Raw genomic sequence first — 19,984 nt, forward strand, 5'->3', positions numbered from 1 at the left:
ACCCTGTGAAAGGGCACAGGCTGGGAATGCCTGTGCCCCGCCGGGCGTTGTCCCCCAGGAACACGAGGAGGAGCGGTAACCGTGCCTGATCCGCAGAGTTTGTACGAATGGGAGCCGAAGGGCCTGGCCGTCGTCGACATGGCGCTCGCCCAGGAGTCGGCCGGCCTGGTCATGCTCTACCACTTCGAGGGGTACATCGACGCGGGTGAGGCCGGCGAGCAGATCGTGGACGGCCTCCTCGAGACTCTGCCGCACCAGGTCGTGGCCCGCTTCGACCACGACCGGCTCGTCGACTACCGCGCACGGCGCCCGCTGCTGACCTTCCGGCGTGACCGCTGGGCGGCGTACGAGACCCCGACGCTGGACGTCCGGGTGGTCCAGGACGCCACCGGGGCGCCCTTCCTGCTGCTGTCCGGGCCCGAGCCGGACGTGGAGTGGGAGAGGTTCGCCTCCGCCGTCGAGCAGATCGTCGAGCGGCTGGGGGTGCGTCTCGCCGTCAACTTCCACGGCATCCCGATGGGCGTCCCACACACCCGGCCGGTCGGCATCACGCCGCACGGCAACCGCACGGACCTGATGCCCGGCCACCGCAGCCCCTTCGACGAGGCACAGGTCCCCGGCTCCGCCGAGGCACTGGTGGAGTACCGGCTGATGGAGGCCGGGCACGACGTCCTCGGCGTCGCCGCCCATGTGCCGCACTACGTCGCCCGCTCCGCGTACCCGGATGCCGCGCTCACGGCACTGGAGGCGATCACGGCCGCGACCGGCCTGGTTCTGCCGGGCATCGCGCACTCCCTGCGCACGGAGGCCCACCGCACGCAGACGGAGATCGACCGCCAGATCGATCAGGGAGACGAGGAGCTCGTCTCGCTCGTCGAGGGGCTTGAGCACCAGTACGACGCGCTCGCGGGCTCCGAGACGCGAGGCAACCTGGTCGCGGAGCCGGTCGACCTGCCGTCCGCCGACGAGATCGGCCTCGAATTCGAACGATTCCTCGCCGAGCGGGAGGGCGACGGCTGACCGTCGGCGCGGACGGCGTGACCGGGCCATGACCGCGCCCGGAGGCGGGGCTAATCTCTCGACCATGCTGAAAGTGGGCCTGACCGGCGGAATCGGCGCCGGCAAGAGCGAAGTGTCACGACTGCTCGTCTCGTACGGAGCGGTACTGATCGACGCCGACCGGATCGCGCGTGAGGTCGTCGAGCCCGGGACCCCCGGGCTCGCGGCCGTCGTCGAGGCCTTCGGCGACGGCATCCTCACCGCCGACGGCACCCTGGACCGGCCGAAGCTCGGCTCCATCGTGTTCTCCGACGCCGACCGGCTCGCCACGCTCAACGCGATCGTGCACCCGCTCGTCGGCGCCCGCTCCGCCGAACTGGAGAGGGCTGCGGGCCCCGACTCCGTCGTCGTCCACGACGTCCCCCTCCTCACCGAGAACGGACTCGCCCCCCTCTACGACCTGGTCGTCGTCGTGGACGCCGCCCCCGGGACCCAACTCGACCGGCTCGTACGGCTGCGCGGCATGACGGAGCCCGAGGCTCGCGCCCGGATGTCCGCGCAGGCCACCCGCGAGCAGCGTCGGGCCGTCGCCGATCTGATCGTCGACAACGACGGACCGCTCAAGGCGCTGGAGCCGCAGGTCCGCAAGGTCTGGGAGGAACTGACGCAGCGGGCCGCTGCCGCCTCCGGACGGGACTGACGCGGCGGGCCGCCGCGGGCCGGTCCACCGACCGGAATACCTGCACCCGGCCGGACGTTGGAAACGGGTTGACGAAGGGAAGGATGCGACCGTGCTCGAGAGGACCCCGGAAACCCATGTCATCGACTTCCGCGCGGCCGAACGCCTGCTGGCCGCGCGCGACCCGCGCGGCGCGGTCAAGCTGCTGGACTCGGTGATCGCCGCCCATCCGGAGAACACGGCTGCCCGTCTGCTGCGCGCACGCGCCTTCTTCGCCGCCGCCCAGCTGCGCCCGGCCGAGCTGGAATTCGAACTCGTCCTGGAGCGTGAACCGGACAACGCGTTCGCGCACTTCGCACTGGCCCGTACCTTCCAGCGGTCCGGCCGTTCGGAGCAGGCCGTGCGTCACTTCCGGCTGGCCGCCGCGCTCGATCCGAACCCGGAGTATCTGCGGGCGGCCCGCTTCGACACGGACGGCTGACGCCCGGTCCCGTCCATGAGGATCACGGCTCTCAGGACGGGCCATCCACGGATCCGATCGGGGCCGGACCCGGTCCTGCGGAGCGGTGATGCATGCCTGCCCGTAGGTCGGCCGGGGCTGTGCGGCATCGACGTCTGCCCCTACCGGCCGGTCCCTGATTCCTGTCCCCGATGACGGAGCCCCGCGTCGGGACCCGGAGGTCAGTGCCCGTACCGGCCGCGTCCACCGTGGTCCGGTTCGTACGGGGGGATGTTGCGGCCCGGCTGGTAGTGCGGGCCCTGGTGGATGTGGTGGACGATCACTGCCAGATCCACCAGCGTCAGCAGAAGCAGCAGGCCGCAGGCCGCGGCCCAGCCCGGGCGGCCGACCAGGCTGAAGGCTGTCAGGCCGAAGAGCGCCCAGGCCATGCCCCATAGACTCAGGAACAGCCGCAGGCGCAGCGGGCTACGTGCGGTCATCGGTTCATTGCCGGTACGCATAGTGATCGCCTCTCCTCCCAGGATGGACCCGCGGCGGCGGTTTTGAGTAACGACGACGACAGAATGTGGGGGACCGTCCGTGAACGGCACACCATGGGGGCACAGTGCCACCCGCCGGGCCCGGGTCCGCGGGTCGCTGCTCGGCGGTGCGATCGGGGACGCCCTGGGAAACCCGGTGGAATTCCTGTCGCTCTCCGGTATCCGCCGGACATACGGGGAGCAGGGCGTCCGGGAACCTGTCGCGGACGGGGACGGGGTCGTCGGCCGGGTCACCGACGACACGCAGATGACCCTGTTCACCGCGGAGGGGCTGATCAGGGCGCACTCCCGGGCCATGGCGAAGGGGATCGGCGGCGCCGAGACCGCGATTGTCCGCAACGCCTATCTGCGCTGGCTCGACACCCAGAACCATCCGGCACCGCCCGCCCGCGGCGGGGACGACCTCGTACGGACCGGGTGGCTGCGGCAGCAGCCCTTCCTGTACGCCCGGCGGGCCCCCGGCAACGCCTGCCTCACCGGACTCGCGGCCGGCCACATCCCCGACCCGACGGGACCGATCGGCCTGCCGGGCCCGGTCAACACCGGGTCCAAGGGGTGCGGCACGGTGATGCGGTCCGCGCCTTTCGGCCTGATCGGCGAGGGAGCGGCGACCGGCTTCGCGCTCGCCGCCCGCTGTGCCCAGATCACCCATGGGCATCCGACCGGTGCGTTCGCTGCCGGGGCCCTCGCCGCGATCACCGCCCATCTGCTGGAGGGCGACTCGATGGCGGGTGCCGTGCTGCGCGCCATGGAGCTGCTGGCCCGCCACCCGGGGCACGAGGAGACGACGGCGGTGATGCGCGCGGCCGTCGACCTGGCCGCGCAGGGGGCGCCGACTGCCGAGAAGGTGGAGTCGCTGGGGGCGGGCTGGGTGGCCGAGGAGGCCCTCGCCATCGCCGTGTACTGCGCCCTGGTGCTGCCCGGCGCCGACGACGTGGCGGAGTCGCTGTTGCTCTCGGTCAACCACTCGGGCGACAGCGACTCCACCGGCTCGGTCTGCGGCAATCTGCTCGGTGCCCACCACGGTGACGTGCAACTCCCGCCCTCCTGGCTCGTGCTGACGGAGGGACGGGCCGTGATAGCCGAGCTGGCGGATGATCTGTGCCTGGAGTTCGAGCAGGCCGTGGCATGGCCGCAGGAGCGCTATCCGGTGTGCTGACGGACGCCGGACGTCGAGGAACCCGGCGCGGGAGGGCGTCGCGTGCCGGGAACCGTGCCCAACGGCCGTTCGTTCGACTGCATATGAGCGGACGACGGGTGCGTGAGGGATATTCGGGGACGGGACCCGGCTCGATCACTCCGGACGGTTGCGCGGTCGAGCTGTACAGACGGCTTTCCGTCGGCGACGAACCGGATGTGATCGCGTCGGCGGTGCCCGCCGGTGCGAGCATTCTCGAACTCGGCTGCGGGGCGGGCCGCGTGACCCATGCGCTGGTCGAGCGTGGCTTCGAGGTCACGGCCGTGGACGAGTCGCCGCAGATGCTGGAACACGTACGGGGCGCGCGTACGGTGCAGAGCCCCGTCGAGTCCCTCGATCTCGGCGACGAGACCTTCGACGTGGTGATGCTGGCGTCGTATCTGGTGCACACGAGCGAACACCGGGTGCGCGACGGAATGCTGCGCGCCTGCCGACGGCACGTCGGGGAGGGCGGCGTCGTGCTGCTGCAGCGTGAGGGTCCCGACTACCACACCGATCTGCCGCGGGAGCGTGTCGATGCGTCCGGCTGCATCGTGCGGATCGTCTCGGCGGACCCCGTCGGCGACGAGGTGAACGCGGTGCGCGCGGAGTACGTCTTCGACGATGCGCGATGGACCCAGACCTTCCTGTCGCGAGAGCTGACGAAGGAGCAGTTCGAGGGGCATCTGGAGGCGGCGAGGCTGACCGTGGACCGGTATCTCACGGCCGACGGGGTGTGGGTGCGGGCCCTGCCCACGTAGGTGCGGGAGATGCGATGAGTTCCGGAGGGCGGTGGGGTCTACCCCTGTGTACGCGACACCACGCGACGCTTCTTCGAGGAGACCCCGATGTCCGAGATCACGACGGCGACGAACACGACGACCACTGACGCCACGACGGAGAGCACGGCACGCAGCCGCGGTGCGGTCGCGCTGACCGTCGCGCGGGTCGTACTCGCCCTGTTCTTCGCCTTCAGCGCGTTCGCCAAGCTGATCGCCCATGAAACCGCGATCGAGTCCTTCGACCGCATGGGCTGGAGCCATGGCGCGATGTACCTCATCGGCGCCCTGGAGATGGCAGGCGCCATCGCCCTGCTGGTACCCCTGCTGTCGGGTGTCGCGGCGATGGCCTTCGCCGGGCTGCTGGCCGGCGCCTCCATCGTCCAGCTGACGCTGCTCGACCCGGTGAACGCGATCATGCCCGCACTGCTCATCGGGCTGGTCGTCCTGATCGCCCGGGAGCAGCGGGACAGAACGGCACGGCTGGTCGCGCTCATCCGCAGGCGCGCGTAGGGCGAGCGGGCCACCGTGCGTCCACTGCCCGTCCACTGCCGCAGCCCGGCACCGAACAGCGTCCCGCGGACGCGCCTCGGTGCCGGGCTGCGGCAGCTCGCCGCCGCGGTCAGTGGACCGTGCTGAAGCTGCGCCAGGGAAGGGAGGTCGCTGCGTTCACATCGGTGAGCGTGGTGGCGACATACGTCGTCCCCGGGCCCGTGCAGTCCCGTGTCCGGTACAGGATGATGTCGACCAGGGTCCCGTTCTGCACTGCTTTGGCACCCGGAACGAGCCGGTGGCAGCCCTTCACGGAGGGGCTGTTCAACATGATCACGGCATCCCGCTCGGTGACGTAGGTGACCGGACCGACCGCGGTGCGACCGAGGCCGGAACAGCCGGCGACGGTGAGGGTCAGGAGCGCGGTCCCGGCTGCGATGCCGAGACGGCGGCGTCGTTGATCGATCACGGGCATGGGCGGGTCCTCGTCTGTCTCGTCCGGCTCGTCCGCACATCAGGTGCTGACGATGGTCACCCTGCCCCCTCCCGGCCGCCCCGGCATCCGGTGCGGGGCCTGCCGGGTGATCATCCCGTGGGTCGGGGTTCGCCCGGTGTACTTAATGGGCATAACGTGGTAATAGCGGTGCGAATCAGGTATTTCCGGCTTTCAGGGGGCCGTCATGGTCGAACAACTGGTGGTCGCGATAGCGGCGGCGGCGTCCGTGGGTGTGGTCTACACGGCGGCGGCTGCGCGGGTCGTGAAGCAGTACGAACGGGGCATCGTGCTGCGGCTCGGCAGGCTGCGAAACGATGTGCGCGGCCCCGGATTCACCATGATCCTTCCCGGCATCGATCGGCTGCGGAAGGTCAATATGCAGATCGTGACGATGCCCGTGCCCGCGCAGGACGGCATCACGAGGGACAACGTGACGGTGCGGGTGGATGCGGTCATCTACTTCAAGGTGGTCGATCCGGCGAGCGCGATCGTGGAGGTCGAGGACTACCGGTTCGCGGTGTTGCAGATGGCGCAGACATCCCTGCGGTCGATCATCGGCAAGAGCGACCTCGACGACCTGCTGTCGAACCGGGAGAAGCTGAACCAGGGACTGGAGCTCATGATCGACAGCCCTGCGGTGGGCTGGGGCGTCCAGATCGACCGGGTGGAGATCAAGGACGTATCGCTGCCGGAGACGATGAAGCGCTCCATGGCGCGCCAGGCCGAGGCCGACCGCGAGCGGCGCGCGCGGGTCATCAACGCGGACGCGGAGCTGCAGGCATCGAAGAAACTGGCCGAAGCGGCCGCCCAGATGTCCGCCCAGCCGGCCGCGCTGCAGCTGCGACTGCTGCAGACCGTGGTCGCGGTCGCGGCGGAGAAGAACTCCACACTGGTGCTGCCGTTCCCCGTGGAGCTGCTCCGTTTCCTGGAGCGGGCGCAGCAGCCCGGACAGATGCAGCAGGAACTGCAACAACCGCAGCCGCGGCAACAACCGCAGCCGGAGCCGCAGCCTCAGCCGCAACAGGCGCCGCCCGTGGCGCCCGCGGCCGCGCCTCCGCCTGCACCTGCCGGCGCGCCGGCGGTCTCCGGGCCCACGCGGGTCGCCCGCTCGAAGCCGCTCGCCAGGCACTGACCTGAGCGAATGCCGGCCGGGGACCGGTTGTCAGACCCCCCGCCTAGACTCGCGTAGTCAGTGGGACGAGACGACCGAGCGCAGGACGGGAGGGGAGCGATGACCTCGGCAGGACGTGTGCAACAGGACGCGCAGGACGTTGCCACGGCTCGCTTCCTGCGGTGCGCTGCCGTCTTTCTGCCCGCGTCGCTGCCGAGGGACGGGCGAGTCGCCTTCTGGGACCCGGACGACGGTCCGCTTCCGGAGGTCGAGCCGGCCGGGCCTGCCGAGGGCGCCGAGATCACTGTCGTGCGGCGTCACGGGCAGCAGGGTGAGGTGGGTGTTCGTGCCGTGCCCGCCGTCCTGCTGCCCGTCGCCGACGCCCTGACCCTGCTGGTCCGCGCCCGACACCGGCAGTCCGCTCATCCGGCCGCCCGCTGTTGGGGAGCGGCCGCACTCCATGGGCTCAACCTGGCGGCACGCGGCCGACTGGTCCCCGGTCTGACGGCCGAGGACCACGACGCCTGGCGGGCCGGTCCGCGCGACGCCGAGGACATCGCCCATCTGCGCGCGATCGCCGCTGCCATGCCGCCCGAGGCACATGCCGTCCCGCTCCCGGACCGCACACCGCTTCAGCTCCCGGACCCCGAGTCGCTGGTCGGTGCGTTCCTCGACGCGGTCGCCGACACCCTGCCCCGGACACCCGCGGCGGCATACGCGATGGGGGCCCCCTTCGCGGCCCGCGAGGCCCAGCATCTGCCCCGTGCCCGCGACTGGGCCGCCGAGGTCGCTGCCGGTCTGGACGCGGGGGTACGGGTCTCGCTCCGGCTCGACCTGTCGGCGTACGAACTCTTCGACACCGCCGACACGTACGGCGGCCCCGACGCCGACGACACCACCGAAGACACCGCGGACATCCACCGCGGCGCCGCGCGGCACGCCGCCGCGGCGATCACGCAGGTGCACAGCCTGGCCGACCCGACGTACGTCATCGACGCCGCCGCACTGTGGAACGGCGGTGGCGGAGAACCGTTCGGGCCGCGGGCCAGGATCGACGCCGTGCTCGCACTGCGCCGCGCCGCCCGCGTCTGGGCGCCGCTGGAACGGCTGCTGGACCTGCCGGTCCCCGACGTGCTCGCCCTCACCGAGGACGAGCTGTACGAGCTGCTGAGCGACGCCGGGACGCGGCTGGCGGCGGCAGGAGTGAGCGTCCACTGGCCGCGCGAACTCGTCCGCTCCCTCACGGCCGCCACCGTCGTACGGCCCGCGCCCGGCTCGGCCACCGACGGCACCTCGTTCTTCGACGCCGAGCAGCTCTTCTCCTTCAACTGGCAGCTGTCGCTGGGCGACGAGCACCTCACCGAGCGGGAGATGGACATCCTCGCGGAGGCCCACCGCCCGGTGGTGCGCCTGCGGGACCAGTGGGTCGTCGTCGACCCCGCGCTCGTACGCAAGGCACGCAAGCGTGAGCTCGGCCTGCTCGACCCGGTGGACGCCCTCGCCGTCGCGCTGACCGGCAGCGCAGAGGTGGACGGCGAACAGGTCGAGGCGGTGCCCGCCGGTGCCCTCGCCGAACTCCGCACCCGCATCCTCGCCGACGACGCCACCGTCGAGCCGCCGCCCGGGCTGGACGCCACGCTCCGCGACTACCAACTGCGCGGCCTGGCCTGGCTCGACCGGATGACATCGCTCGGCCTCGGCGGCTGCCTCGCCGACGACATGGGACTCGGCAAGACCATCACCGTCATCGCGCTGCATCTGCGCCGCGCGCACCCCGCACCCACCCTGGTGATCTGCCCCGCCTCCCTCCTGGGCAACTGGCACCGGGAGATCAACCGCTTCGCCCCGGGTGTTCCCGTCCGCCGCTTCCACGGCACCGACCGCACGCTCGACGACCCCGACGACGGCTTCGTCCTCACCACGTACGGAACGATGCGGTCCAGCGCCGCCGAGCTCGCCCAGCACAGCTGGGGACTTGTCGTCGCCGACGAGGCACAGCACGTGAAGAATCCGCACTCGTCCACCGCGAAGGCGCTGCGCACGATCCCTGCCCCGGCCAGGATCGCCCTCACCGGCACCCCCGTGGAGAACAACCTCTCCGAGCTCTGGGCCCTGCTCGACTGGACCACCCCCGGGCTGCTCGGCCCCCTCAAGGCGTTCCGTGCCCGGCACGCCCGGATCGTCGAGAACACGGGCACCGCCGCAGGACTCGGGAACGAGGAAGCGATCGAGCGCCTCTCCCGGCTGGTCAGGCCGTTCCTGCTGCGCCGCAAGAAGTCCGATCCGGGCATCGCCCCGGAGCTGCCGCCGAAGACGGAGACCGACCACCCCGTCTTCCTCACCCGCGAACAGGCCACGCTGTACGAGGCGGCGGTACGCGAGACCATGGCGTTCATCGAGGCCTCAGAAGGCATCGCCCGCCGCGGACTGATCATGAAGCTGCTGGCCTCGCTCAAGCAGATCTGCAACCATCCCGCGCAGTATCTGAAGGAGGAGCCGACCCGCCTCATCGGCCGCTCCGGCAAGCTCGCCCTGCTCGACGAACTCCTCGACACGATCCTCGCCGAGGACGGCTCCGTGCTGATCTTCACCCAGTACGTGACGATGGCCCGGATCCTCTCCGCCCACCTCGCCTCGCGCGCCGTCCCGTCCCAGCTCCTGCACGGCGGTACGCCGGTGGCCGAACGGGAACGGATGGTGGACCGCTTCCAGTCCGGCGAGGTACCGGTCTTCCTGCTCTCCCTCAAGGCGGCGGGCACCGGACTGAACCTCACCCGCGCCGCCCACGTCATCCACTACGACCGCTGGTGGAACCCGGCGGTCGAGGAGCAGGCCACCGACCGCGCGTACCGCATCGGCCAGACCCAGCCCGTCCAGGTGCACCGGCTGATCGCGGAAGGCACCGTCGAGGACCGGATCGGCGAGATGCTGGCGGCCAAGCAGGCCCTGGCCGACGCGGTGCTCGGCACCGGAGCGACCGCGCTGACCGAACTCAGCGACCGTGACCTCGCCGACCTCGTCTCGCTCCGGAGGCCGTCATGAGCCCCCGCTCCCGGCCCGCGTCGTACGTCCGCGCCCGACCCGGCCCCGACGACCTGCGGCGCACCTTCGACGCCGTGCCGCCCCGCGCGTCCGAGGGCGGCGAACCGTTCGCGGACAGCTGGTGGGGCCGGTCCTGGGTGGCGGCGCTGGAGTCCCTGTCGATGGACGAGGGGCGCCTCGCCCGCGGCCGTGCGTACGCCGACAGTGGCCATGTCGCCGCGATCACCGTGACTCCCGGCCGCGTCGTCGCCTACGTCCAGGGCAGCCGCCCCCGCCCGTACCGGACCGAACTGCGGCTGCGGACCCTCACCGACAGCGGCTGGGACACCTTCCTCGACGCCGTCGCCGAGCGGCCCGGCCATCTCTCCGCGCTGCTCGCCAAGGAGATGCCGCACGGCCTGGTCGACACGGCGGCCGAGACCGGCATCGGACTGCTGCCCGCCGCGGACGACCTCGACCCGAGCTGCTCCTGCCCCGACCACGGCTGGCCCTGCAAGCACGTCGCCGCCCTCTGCTACCAGATGGCCCGCCTGCTCGACACCGACCCCTTCGTCCTCCTGCTGCTGCGCGGCCGGGGCGAGCGCGAACTCGTCGAGGAGCTGGGCCGGCGCAACGCCGCGCACTCCGCCCGGGAACGGCCCACGGCCGCCGCCACCCCCTCCGTGCCGGCGCGTGAGGCGTTCGCCGACCGATTCCTGCCGCCGCTGCCCTCCCCGCTCCCGGAACCCGCGCATCCCGGCCAGCCGCCCTCGTACCCCGAACTGCCCGGCGCCCGCGAGCCGCTCGCCCTCGACCAGCTCGCCACCGACGCGGCGGCCCGCGCGCTCACGCTCCTCACCACCGGACACGATCCGCTCGCCGGGCTCACTCCCTGGCAGGACGCCGTCCGGCTGGCCGCCGGCCGCCCCACCGCCGGGCTCACCGCCACCACCCGCGCCCTCTATCGCGAGCTCGCCTACGCCACCGGCCGCACCACCACCGACCTGGCCCGCGCCGTCGCCGCCTGGCGCCAGGGCGGCGCCGAAGGGCTGGACGTCCTGGAGACTCCCTGGGACCCCCCGGCCGGTCCCTTTGACCGGGCCCGCCCCGCCCTCGCGGCCGGCGACTTCCCCCGCTTCCATCCCTGGCGCAACCACCTCACCCACCCCGAGGGCACGCTCCAGCTCCGCTTCGGCCACGACGGCCGCTGGTACGGCTACGAATCGGACCGGGACAAGGCCGACTGGTGGCCCCGCGCGATGCCGGACACCGACCCGGTGGGCGCACTCATGGCTCTGCTCGGCCGCTGACACCGGCTCCGGCCCGACTCCCTGGCTGTCTGTCAGCTCCGCAGGTGGACGAAGGCAGCGATCAGCAGCGCGAGGGCGACCGGCAGAAGGATCAGCCGCGTCTTCCGGAACGACTCGTTCTCCTGCTGGGCCGGCCCGCGGTCGGCGCCGTCCGCCGTCGCCGGATGCCCCCGGCCCTGCCGGTGATCGTCTTCATGGTCAGCACCGACGGCGACCAGTCGCACTGCGTACTGCCGGAGCGGATGCCGAGCGAGCGGGTGCGGGTGCGGACGGAGCTCTCGCACGGGAAGCCCGACGTTGCGATCGGCCACATGGCCGCAGTCGTCGTGGCGGCCGTGCGGCCCGGGGCAGGCGGTGTCGTCAGAAATCGGCGGTCGTACGCTCGTCCAGGCGGCCCACCGAGTCCTGGGCGTATGCGTTCTCGTACGCGTTGCGGATCCGCTCGATCTGCGAATCGCGCACGCGTGACTCGGTCGCCGGGTAGAGCAGGATCACCTCGTAACTGCGCTCCCGCTCGATCACCCCGCGGGAGTCACGCCACTGGCCGCGGCCGTCCTGGATGGTCAGGCCCCTCGGGAAGCGTGGGGTGATCTCGTCGTCGACGAAGGCGAGAAACTGCTGGTCGGTGACAAGGGGCCCGCCGTCCGGGCGTTCCGTACCGAAGAGCAGCCGAGTCTCCATGTAGGCCTTGCCGCGGGCGAGAGCGGTCGACGCGGCGGGCTGCGAGGCGGCGGGCGTGCCGCTGCCGAGGGTGGCGTACGCGACAGGTTCGCCCACGGCCAGTACGGCGAAGGCGGCGGCTGCCACCGTGAGTGCGATGGGCCGCCTCGGGCCGTGCCGGCTGTCGTTGCTGCAGGTGTTCGGGCTCGGGTGGCCGGGGCGGCCGGCCGAGTGGGGGAGGAGCGACAAGGGGGTGGCCTTCGTTCGGAGGAGGGGGTGGGTGCGGGCCGCGCGCGGCTCACTGTGACAAGGGGCTCCCCACCGGAGAGCGGCGGGACATGGCGGCGCGGGGGAAATCACCCGTACCGGTGACGGGGCAGGCGTGGGAGACGGAGTAGCCGGAGAGCCGATCTTCGCCAAAAACCCATCGTTCCGGTCGGGTTGGCGGTGCTAATTTCCTCGCGTGGCGAAACTCAATCAGATCATCGCAGTGGAGAAAGGCGTCAAGTCCAAGGCTCACCAGGACCTGACGGCGGCACATCACGGCCTCCAGAAGGCCGGGCTGCTGGCCGGGATCTCCCGGACCTACCAGCCGAAGGACGAGGAGGGGGAGCAGCTTCCGCCCGAATCGACGCTGGTGCAGATCAAGGCCGAGGACGTGCTGCGGAACACCGCGGCGACGCTGACCCGGCTTTTCGATGTGACCGCCACGAAGGACTGGGCGAACTGTGCGGCCCGCGCGGATGTGAAGGTCGACGGCCGCGTGCTGGTGGCCGAGGTGCCGGTGTCGTATCTGCTCTTCCTGGAGAAGCAGCTGACGGACATCAATACGTTCGTGCGCAAGTTGCCGGTGCTCGACGCCGCCGAGGCGTGGACCCAGGACCCGTCGACGGACTCCTGGAAGACCGAACCGGTCCGCACCCTCCGCACGAAGAAGGTGCCCCGCAACCACGTGAAGGCGGAGGCCACCGAGAAGCACCCGGCGCAGGTCGAGGTGTACTACGAGGACGTCCCGATCGGCTACTGGACGACCGTGAAGTTCTCCGGTGCTCTTCCCGCGCGGCGCATCAACGAACTCCTGGACCGGGTGGAGAAGCTCCAGCAGGCCGTGAAGTTCGCCCGCGAGGAGGCCAACGGCGTGGACGTCACCGACCAGCGGGTGGGTGATGCGGTATTCGGCTACCTCTTCGGGTAGCCGACCATGGATTCCCCGGCCACATTGTCACGGCCGGGGTGCGCGAGGAGCGCAAGCTGAAACTGAAGCTTGTCGTGACGACGCGGTTCCAGTGGAGGTTCGAGTCCTCCCCCCGGCATTTGCGTACGTTCCTTGTACGCGGGCGGGCCGGGGTAGCCCAACTGGCAGAGGCAGACCGCGATCAATCTCAGACTCTTGCTCCAGACTCAGCATTCGCCGCCGATCGCCGGATCAAACGGGCTCGGGCCCATGCGCGTCGAGATGTTGGTTCGACTCCAACCCGCGGAGCTTCGATCTGCGGTCGTCTAAAGGAAGGACGCGGCGACATTACGACTGACCCGGGCTCTTAAAAGTGCCGGCGTGCCGAATGGGCGGCATCACTCAGGGCCCGGGGGCCGGCTACGCCCCCGGGCCCGCTCCCGCTTCCGATCCCTGCCGCGTTCCGTCGGCGAGCGATACCCCACGCCCGGCGAAGAACCGCTCGAAGTCGGGCAGGGGCAGTTCCGCCGCCCGCGTCGTGGCCGTCGTGCCCGACGGGTTGTGGAAGTGGACGCCGTCGCCGTCCGGCGTACGGGCGGTCAGCAACACCAGATGACCGCCCCGGCCCGGAGCCGGCCGCTCCGGATGCCGGATCCCGTAGTGCACCGACGCCATCACCGGCTGCCCCTCGTCCAGCAGGGTCACGATCTCGTCCGTCGACAGGTGGCGGTGGACGGTGGCATCGAGGCCGTGCACCTCCCGTACGTACTGTGCGAAGGGCGCGTAGACCAGGCCCCGGATCACCCCCTCGGCATCCTCCGTGTACGCGCCGTACTTGAGCGCTCCGTCACGCAGGGCGAACAGCGGAGGGGCGCCGGCACCGAGCGCCATGCGCAGACAGGTCACACCGCACAGGTGACCTGCCCAGCGCGCGTACTCGGCGGGCGATTCCGCCCCCGAGTCCGACCAGCCCGGGTCGGCGGCGGGATCGAGTCCGCCTTCGACGATCGGGCCCACGAGTTCGGGCGAGGCGAACTGCGTATGGACGGCGAACCGGCAGGTGGGGCAGGTCACTGGCGGTATCCGTTCAGGAAGCGGCCGATGCGGCTGATCGCCGCGTCGAGATCGTCGGCGTAAGGGAGGGTCAGGATCCGGAAGTGGTCGGGACGCGGCCAGTTGAAGCCCGTGCCCTGAACCACCTGTATTTTCTCCCGCAGCAGCAGATCGAGGACGAACTTCTCGTCGTCGACGATGTTGTGCACCTTGGGATCGATGCGCGGGAACGCGTACAGCGCGCCCTTCGGCTTCACGCACGACACCCCGGGGATCTCGTTGAGCTTCTCCCATGCCCGGTTGCGCTGCTCGTACAGCCTGCCACCCGGAGCCACCAGTTCCCGGATGGACTGCCGGCCGCCGAGCGCGGCCTGGATGGCGTACTGCGCGGGGGCGTTCGGGCACAGCCGCATGGAGGCGAGCATCGTCAGGCCCTCCAGATAGTTGCGGGCGTGCTGTTGCGGGCCGGACACCACCATCCAGCCGGAGCGGAACCCCGCCACCCGGTACGTCTTCGACAGGCCGCTGAAGGTGAGACAGACAAGGTCGGGGGCGAGGACTGCCACGCTGTGGTGCTCGGCGTCGTCGTACAGGATCTGGTCGTAGATCTCATCGGCGAGGACCAGCAGACCGTGCCTGCGCGCCAGGTCGAGGATGCCTTCCAGGATCTCGCGCGGATAGACGGCGCCGGTCGGGTTGTTCGGGTTGATGATCACGACGGCCTTGGTGCGGTCGGTGATCTTCGATGCCATGTCGGCGAGGTCCGGATTCCAGTCCGACGCCTCGTCGCAGGTGTAGTGCACGGCCTTGCCGCCCGCGAGGGTGACCACCGCGGTCCACAGCGGATAGTCGGGCGACGGGATCAGCACCTCGTCGCCGTCCTCCAGCAGCGCCTGTACGGACATGGAGATCAGCTCGGACACCCCGTTGCCGAGGAAGATGTCGTCCACCCCGACATCGGTCAGCCCCATTACCTGGTAGCGCTGCGCCACCGCGCGGCGGGCGGAGAGGATGCCGCGCGAATCGCTGTAGCCGTGGGCCTGCGGGAGCATCCGGATCATGTCCTGGACGATCTCCTCCGGCGCCTCGAATCCGAAGAGTGCGGGGTTGCCCGTGTTGAGGCGGAGCACGCTGTGGCCCGCCTCCTCCAGGGCGTTGGCGTGCTCGATGACTGGGCCTCGGATCTCGTAACAGACCTCGTTGAGCTTGCTGGACTGCCGGAATTCCATGCGGTGCCTCCCCGACCCGATTGCGATACTTGGTTTTACCAAGCCTGGGCTTGGAAAGTCCAACAACATGTCTAGACTGCGTCGCATGCCACGTCAGCAGCAGCCACCCGCACGCCCCGTGCGCCGCCGGAGTTACGACCAGTTCTGCGCCACCGCCCGGGCCCTCGACTCCGTGGGGGACCGCTGGACCCTGCTGATCGTCCGTGAACTGCTGGCGGGGCCACGCCGCTACACCGATCTGCACGCCGACCTTCCCGGCGTCAGTACGGACGTCCTCGCGTCCCGGCTCAAGGACATGGAGCAGGGCGGCCTGGCCACCCGCCGCAGGCTGCCGCCGCCCGCCGCCGCGTCGGTGTACGAACTGACCGAGCGCGGCCACGGGTTGCTGCCGGTTCTCGCCGCGCTGGCCGAGTGGGGCGCGCCGGCGATCGGTAATCGGCGGCCGACTGATGCGGTGCGGGCACACTGGTTCGCGCTGCCGCTGCTCCGTGCGCTGGACGGGCTGACCCACGCGGGAGTCGTCGAAGTCCGCCTCGATGAGGGGGAGTTCCACGTGCGCGTGGGCGGACCGAGTGGACCGGCCGACGGTACGGGGGTGTACGGGGACGGACCCGCCGCTCACGCGGATGCCCGGATCGTGCTCGACGACGAGGTCTGTCTCGCGCTCGGGCGAGGCGAATTCACGCTCGCCGAGGCCGTGAAGGACGGGCGCGTCGAGGTCGTGGGCGAGGGTCCGCTGGCCGGAGAGCTTCGGAGTGAATGACCGGCATGTGACTGTCGCATGACCGCCGTGTCCGAATGATTCCGCGTATCAACTCCCTGGTAGCGTAGGGGAATTTGGGATGTCTACGTCGATGCGGGGAGGGTTCGCATGAGAATAGGCAGGCAACGGGAACGGCAGGAACGGCAGGACCAGCACGGGCAGCAGGTGCGACTCGGCAAGGCCCTGGTCGGTGGTGGTTGTGTGGCCGCGCTCGGCCTCGTACCGTCGGCGGCCATGGCCGCGCCCGGCAGCGGGGTGAGCGGCACGGTGGTCGCGAAGGGAACGTCGACCGGGAAGCTGAAGGTCAAGACGCCGAAGGGTCGGACGGATGTGACCTTCCGGACGATCACCGTGGAGCCCGGCGGCTCCACCGGCTGGCACACCCACAGCGGTCAGGTGATCGCCGTCGTCCAGTCGGGGACGCTGACGCGCACACTGGACGACTGCTCGGTCGAGGTGATGGCCGCGGGCACGTCTTTCATCGAGCCGTCCGGCGCCCATCGCCCCCACATCGGACGTAACCTGGGCAGCGAGCCGGTCGTGCTCTGGGTGACCTATCTGCTGCCCGAGGGCAGTGCACTCTCCGACGACGCCGATGCGGTGGACTGCGACGCGAAGAAGTGACGTGGCGCGAGACGCTCGCCCACCTCCGTCGCCGGCGGTCGGTCGGCGAGCGTCTGCCCGTACATCCGCGAATGGTGCTGACGGCCGTTCTGACGACACCGTGGGAGAAGGTTGTCCTCGCGGCCTTCCTCATCGGCGGAATGGGGAGCGGTGAGGCGGCACGCGCTTGCCGAGCGGTTCGGCGTCCCGTTCCACTTCGCGAGCCCGACGTACCTGACGACGAGGCACCCCGCTGGTGGGACGGCCGACGCCGGCGCACCGATCCTGGGGCGATGATGGTCGGGTGCGATTCGAAGCGATCACCTGGGAACGGCTGGCCGAAACCTTTGCCGGGTACGCCGATGGGCTGAAGCCGTCCGACGGCGGGCCGTGGCTCAAGGTCGGCGTCGACGGCGCTCCGGCCGCCCGCACCGGGGAGTTGGCCGAGCGTGTCGCGCAGGAGCTGAGGATCCGTGGCCGCGCCGTGCTCGTCGTGTCCACCGAGGGGTTCCTGCGCCCGGCGAGCCTGCGCTACGAGTACGGCAAGCAGGACCCCGACTCGTACGTCGACAGCTGGTTCGACACGGGAGCCCTCTGGCGTGAGGTCCTCGGGCCGCTGGAGGCGGGCGGCAGCGGGCGGGTGCTGCCCGATCTGTGGGACCCGGTGACGGACCGGGCCACCCGCAGCCCGTATCAACACCTTCCTGAGGGGGGTGTGCTGGTGATGCACGGGCCGCTGCTGCTCGGGCACTGGTTCCCGTTCGACCTGAGTCTCCATCTGCGGCTCTCGCCGGGTGCGCTGCGGCGGCGCACCGAGGAGAGCGAGCGGTGGACTCTGCCCGCTTTCGCGCGGTACGAGGAGGAGGTGGAGCCCGCCGGGCGTGCGGACGCGGTCGTCCGGGCTGACGATCCGCTCCACCCCGCCTGGACCGGGCTGCCCGGGGGCGGGTAGGTCACCCGCCGGGCCGGCCGCCGACCGTTGCGACCGCCTCGGCCCCCGATCGACAGCCCGCCGCCGCGGCCGTGGCCTCGTCCGCCCCCGCCAGCCGCGCCGCGAGGAACCCTCCGGTGAACGCGTCGCCCGCCCCGGTGGAGTCCACCGCCGCGCGCACCGGAACGGCCGGAACACGCCCGGTCACCGTCCCTCCGGCGGCGAGCAGGGCACCTTCCTCGCCCAGGGTGACGACGACCCGAGGGAACATCAGGCTCAGCTTGGCGGCGGCGTCGGCCGGTTCGGGGAGTCCGGTGAGCAGCCGGGCCTCGTCCGCGTTCGGTAGCAGCAGCTCCGCTCCCTCCACGGCCGTCAGGAACGTGTCGACGCCGAGTTCGGCCAGGAAGCCCGCGGAGGCTGGATCCACGCTCGCCGGGATGTTCCGCCGCCGGGCCTCCCGCAGGGCGAGCAGGGCCGTCGCGCGGCTCGTCGCGGCGAAGAGGAGATAGCCGGACAGATGCAGATGCGCGATGCCGTCGAGCAGGGACGGCGACCAGTCGGCGGGGCAGAGGCGCAGCACGGCGCCGCTGTCGGTGAGGAAGGTGCGTTCGGCCGCGGAATCGACGAGCGCGACGACGGTGGCGGTCGGCGCTCCGTCGTCCACCACCAGCAGAGGACGTACCCCCGCCCGCCGCAGCACATCCTCGTGCCAGGCCGCGGAGTCGGCGCCCACCCGTGCCACCAGTCGCACGTCCCGGCAGCCCGAACGCGCCGCCCAGCAGGCGGCATTGGCGCCGGCCCCGCCCGGCAGCGTGCTGATCCGGGCCGCCGTGTCCGTGCCGTGGACGAGTGGCGAGACATGCCGGGCCACCACATCTGTGACCACGTCCCCGACGACGAGCAGGCCGCCGCCGGTCACTGGGATCCTGCCGAGTCCCGCGCCGGCGGTCCCTCCTGCACCGTGGCCCAGGCGATGGCGATCCGCGCCGCAAGCGATACGTTTCCGCGCACCGCCGCCACGTTGGCCTCCAGCGACGCCCCTTCGGTCTGCCGCATCAGCTGGTCGAGCAGGAAGGGCGTGACGGCCTGGCCCGTGATGCCGCGCTCCCGGCACGCGTCCAGCGCCTGGGCCAGTACGCGGTCGTGCAGGGCGGGATCCAGCTGGTCCTTCTGCGGTACGGGGTTGGCGACGATCAGAGCCGCGGGGGGACCGCCGAGCGTGTCCCCGGCCCGCATCACTTCCGCGACCTCCTCGGGCGTACGCACCGTCCAGTCCACCGGCTCCCCCGAACTGCTGAGATAGAAGCCGGGGAAGTGCTCCGTGCGGTAGCCGAGCACTCCGACCCCGAGTGTCTCCAGGCGCTGCAGTGTCGCGGGGACGTCCAGAATCGACTTCACGCCCGCGCACACCACGGTGATGTCGGTCCGTGCGAGCAGCCGGAGATCCGCGGACTCGTCCTGGGTCCCGGTCCACTCCCGGTGTACACCGCCGAGGCCGCCCGTCGCGAAGACGCGCAGCCCGGCGCGGGCCGCGAGGAACGCTGTCGCGGACACGGTCGTCGCCCCGCTCGCTCCCGCCGCCAGCGCCGGAGCGAGGTCCCGGTGTCCGAGCTTGCGCATCGTCGGATCCTCGGCGACCCGCTCCAACTCGGACTTGTCCAGGCCGACATGGGCCCTGCCGTCCAGTACGGCAATCGTCGCGGGGACCGCCCCCGCGGACCGTACGAGCTCTTCCAGCTCTTCCGCGACCCGTAGATTCCGGGGTCGCGGCAGACCGTGCGCGATGATCGTCGACTCCATTGCCACGACGGGGCGGTGCGCGGCGAGAGCTTCCCGTACCTCGGTGGAGAGGGCCGGTGCGTACGGGTGGGTGCGGTGCGGCGCGTTCGGTGACATGTCCACATCCCTGTCGCGGGCGGTCCGACCTCAAACGTGTCGCGGGAGCCGAACAGCCACCGACTGTGGGCCCTTCCCTTCCGCGACGCGTCGTTCGACGCCGTCGTCCATGCCACGAACACCACGTCGACACCACGGCGGCAGCCGGACGGCGCACCCGCACGAGAAGAACCGGCCGGCCTTCTTCCAGCCGGTCCTGGTGGCACGACGTTCCGACGCGGTCGCTAGGGTGACCGACCATGACCACACTTGATCAAATTCCCGCCTCCTTCGCCGTGCACATCCCGGACGCCGACCTCGAACCGGAACCGCTCGACCCCGCGCAGATCGTCTCGGGCGAGCCCGTGGTGACCGGCAAGGTGCTCTGGGAGTCGCCGGACGGCAAGCAGTTGCGGGGGATCTGGCAGATCACGCCCGGCGTGGTCACCGACACCGAGGCCAACGAGCTGTTCGTGGTTGTCAGTGGGCGTGCGACCGTCGCGGTCGAGGGCGGCGAGACGTTGGAGATCGGCCCGGGGGACGCCTGCGTCCTGCGCGAGGGCGACCGTACGACGTGGACCGTGCACGAGACATTGCGCAAGGCCTACCACATCAGCCTCTGAGCGCCCGGCG

Annotated in this window: 22 protein-coding genes and 1 pseudogene; 15 read left to right on the top strand and 8 right to left on the bottom strand. The window is 71.0% G+C overall.

What is annotated here, in order from left to right; all coding sequences use genetic code 11:
- Positions 1 to 81 precede the first annotated feature (81 nt).
- The 3 genes from OG395_RS38015 (at position 82) to OG395_RS38025 (ending at position 2,159) form a co-directional block, all read left to right on the top strand.
- Entirely contained in the window at positions 82 to 1,020 is a 939-nt protein-coding gene (locus tag OG395_RS38015) for a PAC2 family protein (RefSeq protein ID WP_327246979.1), read from the top strand.
- A 64-nt stretch (positions 1,021 to 1,084) separates the two neighbouring features.
- Positions 1,085 to 1,699, top strand: a complete 615-nt coding sequence (gene coaE / locus OG395_RS38020) for a dephospho-CoA kinase (RefSeq protein ID WP_327246980.1) — start codon at positions 1,085 to 1,087, stop codon at positions 1,697 to 1,699.
- Positions 1,700 to 1,790: 91 nt separating this feature from the next.
- Positions 1,791 to 2,159 (top strand): tetratricopeptide repeat protein, encoded by a 369-nt coding sequence (locus OG395_RS38025; protein WP_266986854.1) that lies wholly within the window; start codon positions 1,791 to 1,793, stop codon positions 2,157 to 2,159.
- Between the two features lie 200 nt (positions 2,160 to 2,359).
- Here OG395_RS38025 and OG395_RS38030 read toward each other — a convergent pair whose 3' ends face one another.
- Positions 2,360 to 2,617 carry a DUF6343 family protein gene (locus tag OG395_RS38030; protein ID WP_442818639.1) on the bottom strand — a complete coding sequence of 86 codons (258 nt, stop codon included), beginning with the start codon at positions 2,615 to 2,617 and terminating at the stop codon, positions 2,360 to 2,362.
- Positions 2,618 to 2,717: 100 nt separating this feature from the next.
- Here OG395_RS38030 and OG395_RS38035 point away from each other — a divergent pair, with 100 nt between their 5' ends.
- From OG395_RS38035 to OG395_RS38045, 3 genes are all read left to right on the top strand, one after another.
- A complete protein-coding gene (locus OG395_RS38035; protein WP_327246982.1) occupies positions 2,718 to 3,836 on the top strand; it encodes an ADP-ribosylglycohydrolase family protein in 1,119 nt (372 codons plus the stop codon).
- Positions 3,837 to 3,919: 83 nt separating this feature from the next.
- The gene (locus OG395_RS38040) at positions 3,920 to 4,615 is read left to right on the top strand and encodes a class I SAM-dependent methyltransferase (protein WP_327246983.1); all 696 of its coding nucleotides are present in this window, start codon (positions 3,920 to 3,922) and stop codon (positions 4,613 to 4,615) included.
- A gap of 87 nt (positions 4,616 to 4,702) precedes the next feature.
- The gene (locus OG395_RS38045; protein ID WP_327246984.1) at positions 4,703 to 5,146 is read left to right on the top strand and encodes a DoxX family protein; all 444 of its coding nucleotides are present in this window, start codon (positions 4,703 to 4,705) and stop codon (positions 5,144 to 5,146) included.
- A 109-nt stretch (positions 5,147 to 5,255) separates the two neighbouring features.
- Here OG395_RS38045 and OG395_RS38050 read toward each other — a convergent pair whose 3' ends face one another.
- The gene (locus OG395_RS38050; RefSeq protein ID WP_327246985.1) at positions 5,256 to 5,600 is read right to left on the bottom strand and encodes a hypothetical protein; all 345 of its coding nucleotides are present in this window, start codon (positions 5,598 to 5,600) and stop codon (positions 5,256 to 5,258) included.
- Positions 5,601 to 5,805: 205 nt separating this feature from the next.
- On the opposite strand from OG395_RS38050, the gene OG395_RS38055 reads away from it, so the two are divergent.
- The 3 genes from OG395_RS38055 to OG395_RS38065 all read left to right on the top strand — a co-directional run bounded on the left by OG395_RS38055 (position 5,806) and on the right by OG395_RS38065 (position 11,063).
- Entirely contained in the window at positions 5,806 to 6,753 is a 948-nt protein-coding gene (locus OG395_RS38055; protein WP_327246986.1) for a slipin family protein, read from the top strand.
- 99 nt (positions 6,754 to 6,852) lie between these two features.
- Positions 6,853 to 9,774 (top strand): DEAD/DEAH box helicase, encoded by a 2,922-nt coding sequence (locus OG395_RS38060; protein WP_327246987.1) that lies wholly within the window; start codon positions 6,853 to 6,855, stop codon positions 9,772 to 9,774.
- The gene (locus OG395_RS38065; RefSeq protein ID WP_327246988.1) at positions 9,771 to 11,063 is read left to right on the top strand and encodes an SWIM zinc finger family protein; all 1,293 of its coding nucleotides are present in this window, start codon (positions 9,771 to 9,773) and stop codon (positions 11,061 to 11,063) included. Before OG395_RS38060 ends, OG395_RS38065 begins: the two co-directional genes overlap by 4 nt.
- 32 nt (positions 11,064 to 11,095) lie before the next feature.
- Here OG395_RS38065 and OG395_RS38070 read toward each other — a convergent pair whose 3' ends face one another.
- Together OG395_RS38070 and OG395_RS38075 are read right to left on the bottom strand one after the other, a co-directional pair.
- Positions 11,096 to 11,374, bottom strand: a complete 279-nt coding sequence (locus tag OG395_RS38070) for a hypothetical protein (protein WP_327246989.1) — start codon at positions 11,372 to 11,374, stop codon at positions 11,096 to 11,098.
- Between the two features lie 49 nt (positions 11,375 to 11,423).
- A complete protein-coding gene (locus tag OG395_RS38075) occupies positions 11,424 to 11,870 on the bottom strand; it encodes a DUF3574 domain-containing protein (RefSeq protein WP_327246990.1) in 447 nt (148 codons plus the stop codon).
- A gap of 316 nt (positions 11,871 to 12,186) precedes the next feature.
- Between OG395_RS38075 and OG395_RS38080 the strand changes: the two genes are divergently transcribed.
- Together OG395_RS38080 and OG395_RS38085 are read left to right on the top strand one after the other, a co-directional pair.
- A complete protein-coding gene (locus tag OG395_RS38080; protein ID WP_266986876.1) occupies positions 12,187 to 12,918 on the top strand; it encodes a DUF7873 family protein in 732 nt (243 codons plus the stop codon).
- A gap of 32 nt (positions 12,919 to 12,950) precedes the next feature.
- Positions 12,951 to 13,036, top strand: a pseudogene (locus OG395_RS38085).
- 281 nt (positions 13,037 to 13,317) lie between these two features.
- Here the strand turns inward: OG395_RS38085 and OG395_RS38090 are convergent.
- Both OG395_RS38090 and OG395_RS38095 read right to left on the bottom strand, forming a co-directional pair.
- A complete protein-coding gene (locus OG395_RS38090) occupies positions 13,318 to 13,971 on the bottom strand; it encodes a C39 family peptidase (RefSeq protein ID WP_327246991.1) in 654 nt (217 codons plus the stop codon).
- Positions 13,968 to 15,179 carry a pyridoxal phosphate-dependent aminotransferase gene (locus OG395_RS38095; RefSeq protein ID WP_327246992.1) on the bottom strand — a complete coding sequence of 404 codons (1,212 nt, stop codon included), beginning with the start codon at positions 15,177 to 15,179 and terminating at the stop codon, positions 13,968 to 13,970. The genes OG395_RS38090 and OG395_RS38095 overlap by 4 nt, the downstream gene beginning before the upstream one ends.
- Before the next feature lie 85 nt (positions 15,180 to 15,264).
- Between OG395_RS38095 and OG395_RS38100 the strand changes: the two genes are divergently transcribed.
- The 3 genes from OG395_RS38100 to OG395_RS38110 all read left to right on the top strand — a co-directional run bounded on the left by OG395_RS38100 (position 15,265) and on the right by OG395_RS38110 (position 17,497).
- A complete protein-coding gene (locus OG395_RS38100; RefSeq protein ID WP_327246993.1) occupies positions 15,265 to 15,942 on the top strand; it encodes a winged helix-turn-helix transcriptional regulator in 678 nt (225 codons plus the stop codon).
- Between the two features lie 108 nt (positions 15,943 to 16,050).
- Positions 16,051 to 16,566 carry a cupin domain-containing protein gene (locus OG395_RS38105; protein WP_327246994.1) on the top strand — a complete coding sequence of 172 codons (516 nt, stop codon included), beginning with the start codon at positions 16,051 to 16,053 and terminating at the stop codon, positions 16,564 to 16,566.
- 283 nt (positions 16,567 to 16,849) lie between these two features.
- On the top strand, positions 16,850 to 17,497 hold the full coding sequence (locus OG395_RS38110) for a uridine kinase (protein ID WP_327246995.1): 648 nt from the start codon (positions 16,850 to 16,852) through the stop codon (positions 17,495 to 17,497).
- Between the two features lies 1 nt (position 17,498).
- Here OG395_RS38110 and OG395_RS38115 read toward each other — a convergent pair whose 3' ends face one another.
- Both OG395_RS38115 and OG395_RS38120 read right to left on the bottom strand, forming a co-directional pair.
- Positions 17,499 to 18,401 (bottom strand): carbohydrate kinase family protein, encoded by a 903-nt coding sequence (locus tag OG395_RS38115; RefSeq protein WP_442818787.1) that lies wholly within the window; start codon positions 18,399 to 18,401, stop codon positions 17,499 to 17,501.
- Complete coding sequence (locus OG395_RS38120; RefSeq protein WP_327246997.1) at positions 18,392 to 19,372, bottom strand: pseudouridine-5'-phosphate glycosidase; 981 nt, start codon at positions 19,370 to 19,372, stop codon at positions 18,392 to 18,394. The genes OG395_RS38115 and OG395_RS38120 overlap by 10 nt, the downstream gene beginning before the upstream one ends.
- Positions 19,373 to 19,611: 239 nt before the next feature.
- On the opposite strand from OG395_RS38120, the gene OG395_RS38125 reads away from it, so the two are divergent.
- The gene (locus OG395_RS38125) at positions 19,612 to 19,974 is read left to right on the top strand and encodes a cupin domain-containing protein (RefSeq protein ID WP_327246998.1); all 363 of its coding nucleotides are present in this window, start codon (positions 19,612 to 19,614) and stop codon (positions 19,972 to 19,974) included.
- The last annotated feature ends 10 nt before the right edge of the window (positions 19,975 to 19,984 follow it).

This window comes from Streptomyces sp. NBC_01320 (assembly GCF_035974375.1).
In the GTDB taxonomy this organism is placed as follows: domain Bacteria; phylum Actinomycetota; class Actinomycetes; order Streptomycetales; family Streptomycetaceae; genus Streptomyces; species Streptomyces yanii.

Coding starts and splice junctions, on each gene's coding strand:
- OG395_RS38065 (WP_327246988.1), top strand. CDS start 9,771: ATGAGCCCCCGCTCCCGGCCCGCGTCGTACGTCCGCGCCCGACCCGGC.
- OG395_RS38045 (WP_327246984.1), top strand. CDS start 4,703: ATGTCCGAGATCACGACGGCGACGAACACGACGACCACTGACGCCACG.
- OG395_RS38055 (WP_327246986.1), top strand. CDS start 5,806: ATGGTCGAACAACTGGTGGTCGCGATAGCGGCGGCGGCGTCCGTGGGT.
- OG395_RS38100 (WP_327246993.1), top strand. CDS start 15,265: ATGCCACGTCAGCAGCAGCCACCCGCACGCCCCGTGCGCCGCCGGAGT.
- OG395_RS38060 (WP_327246987.1), top strand. CDS start 6,853: ATGACCTCGGCAGGACGTGTGCAACAGGACGCGCAGGACGTTGCCACG.
- OG395_RS38040 (WP_327246983.1), top strand. CDS start 3,920: ATGAGCGGACGACGGGTGCGTGAGGGATATTCGGGGACGGGACCCGGC.
- OG395_RS38105 (WP_327246994.1), top strand. CDS start 16,051: ATGAGAATAGGCAGGCAACGGGAACGGCAGGAACGGCAGGACCAGCAC.
- OG395_RS38095 (WP_327246992.1), bottom strand. CDS start 15,179: ATGGAATTCCGGCAGTCCAGCAAGCTCAACGAGGTCTGTTACGAGATC.
- OG395_RS38030 (WP_442818639.1), bottom strand. CDS start 2,617: ATGACCGCACGTAGCCCGCTGCGCCTGCGGCTGTTCCTGAGTCTATGG.
- OG395_RS38120 (WP_327246997.1), bottom strand. CDS start 19,372: ATGTCACCGAACGCGCCGCACCGCACCCACCCGTACGCACCGGCCCTC.
- OG395_RS38050 (WP_327246985.1), bottom strand. CDS start 5,600: ATGCCCGTGATCGATCAACGACGCCGCCGTCTCGGCATCGCAGCCGGG.
- coaE (WP_327246980.1), top strand. CDS start 1,085: ATGCTGAAAGTGGGCCTGACCGGCGGAATCGGCGCCGGCAAGAGCGAA.
- OG395_RS38125 (WP_327246998.1), top strand. CDS start 19,612: ATGACCACACTTGATCAAATTCCCGCCTCCTTCGCCGTGCACATCCCG.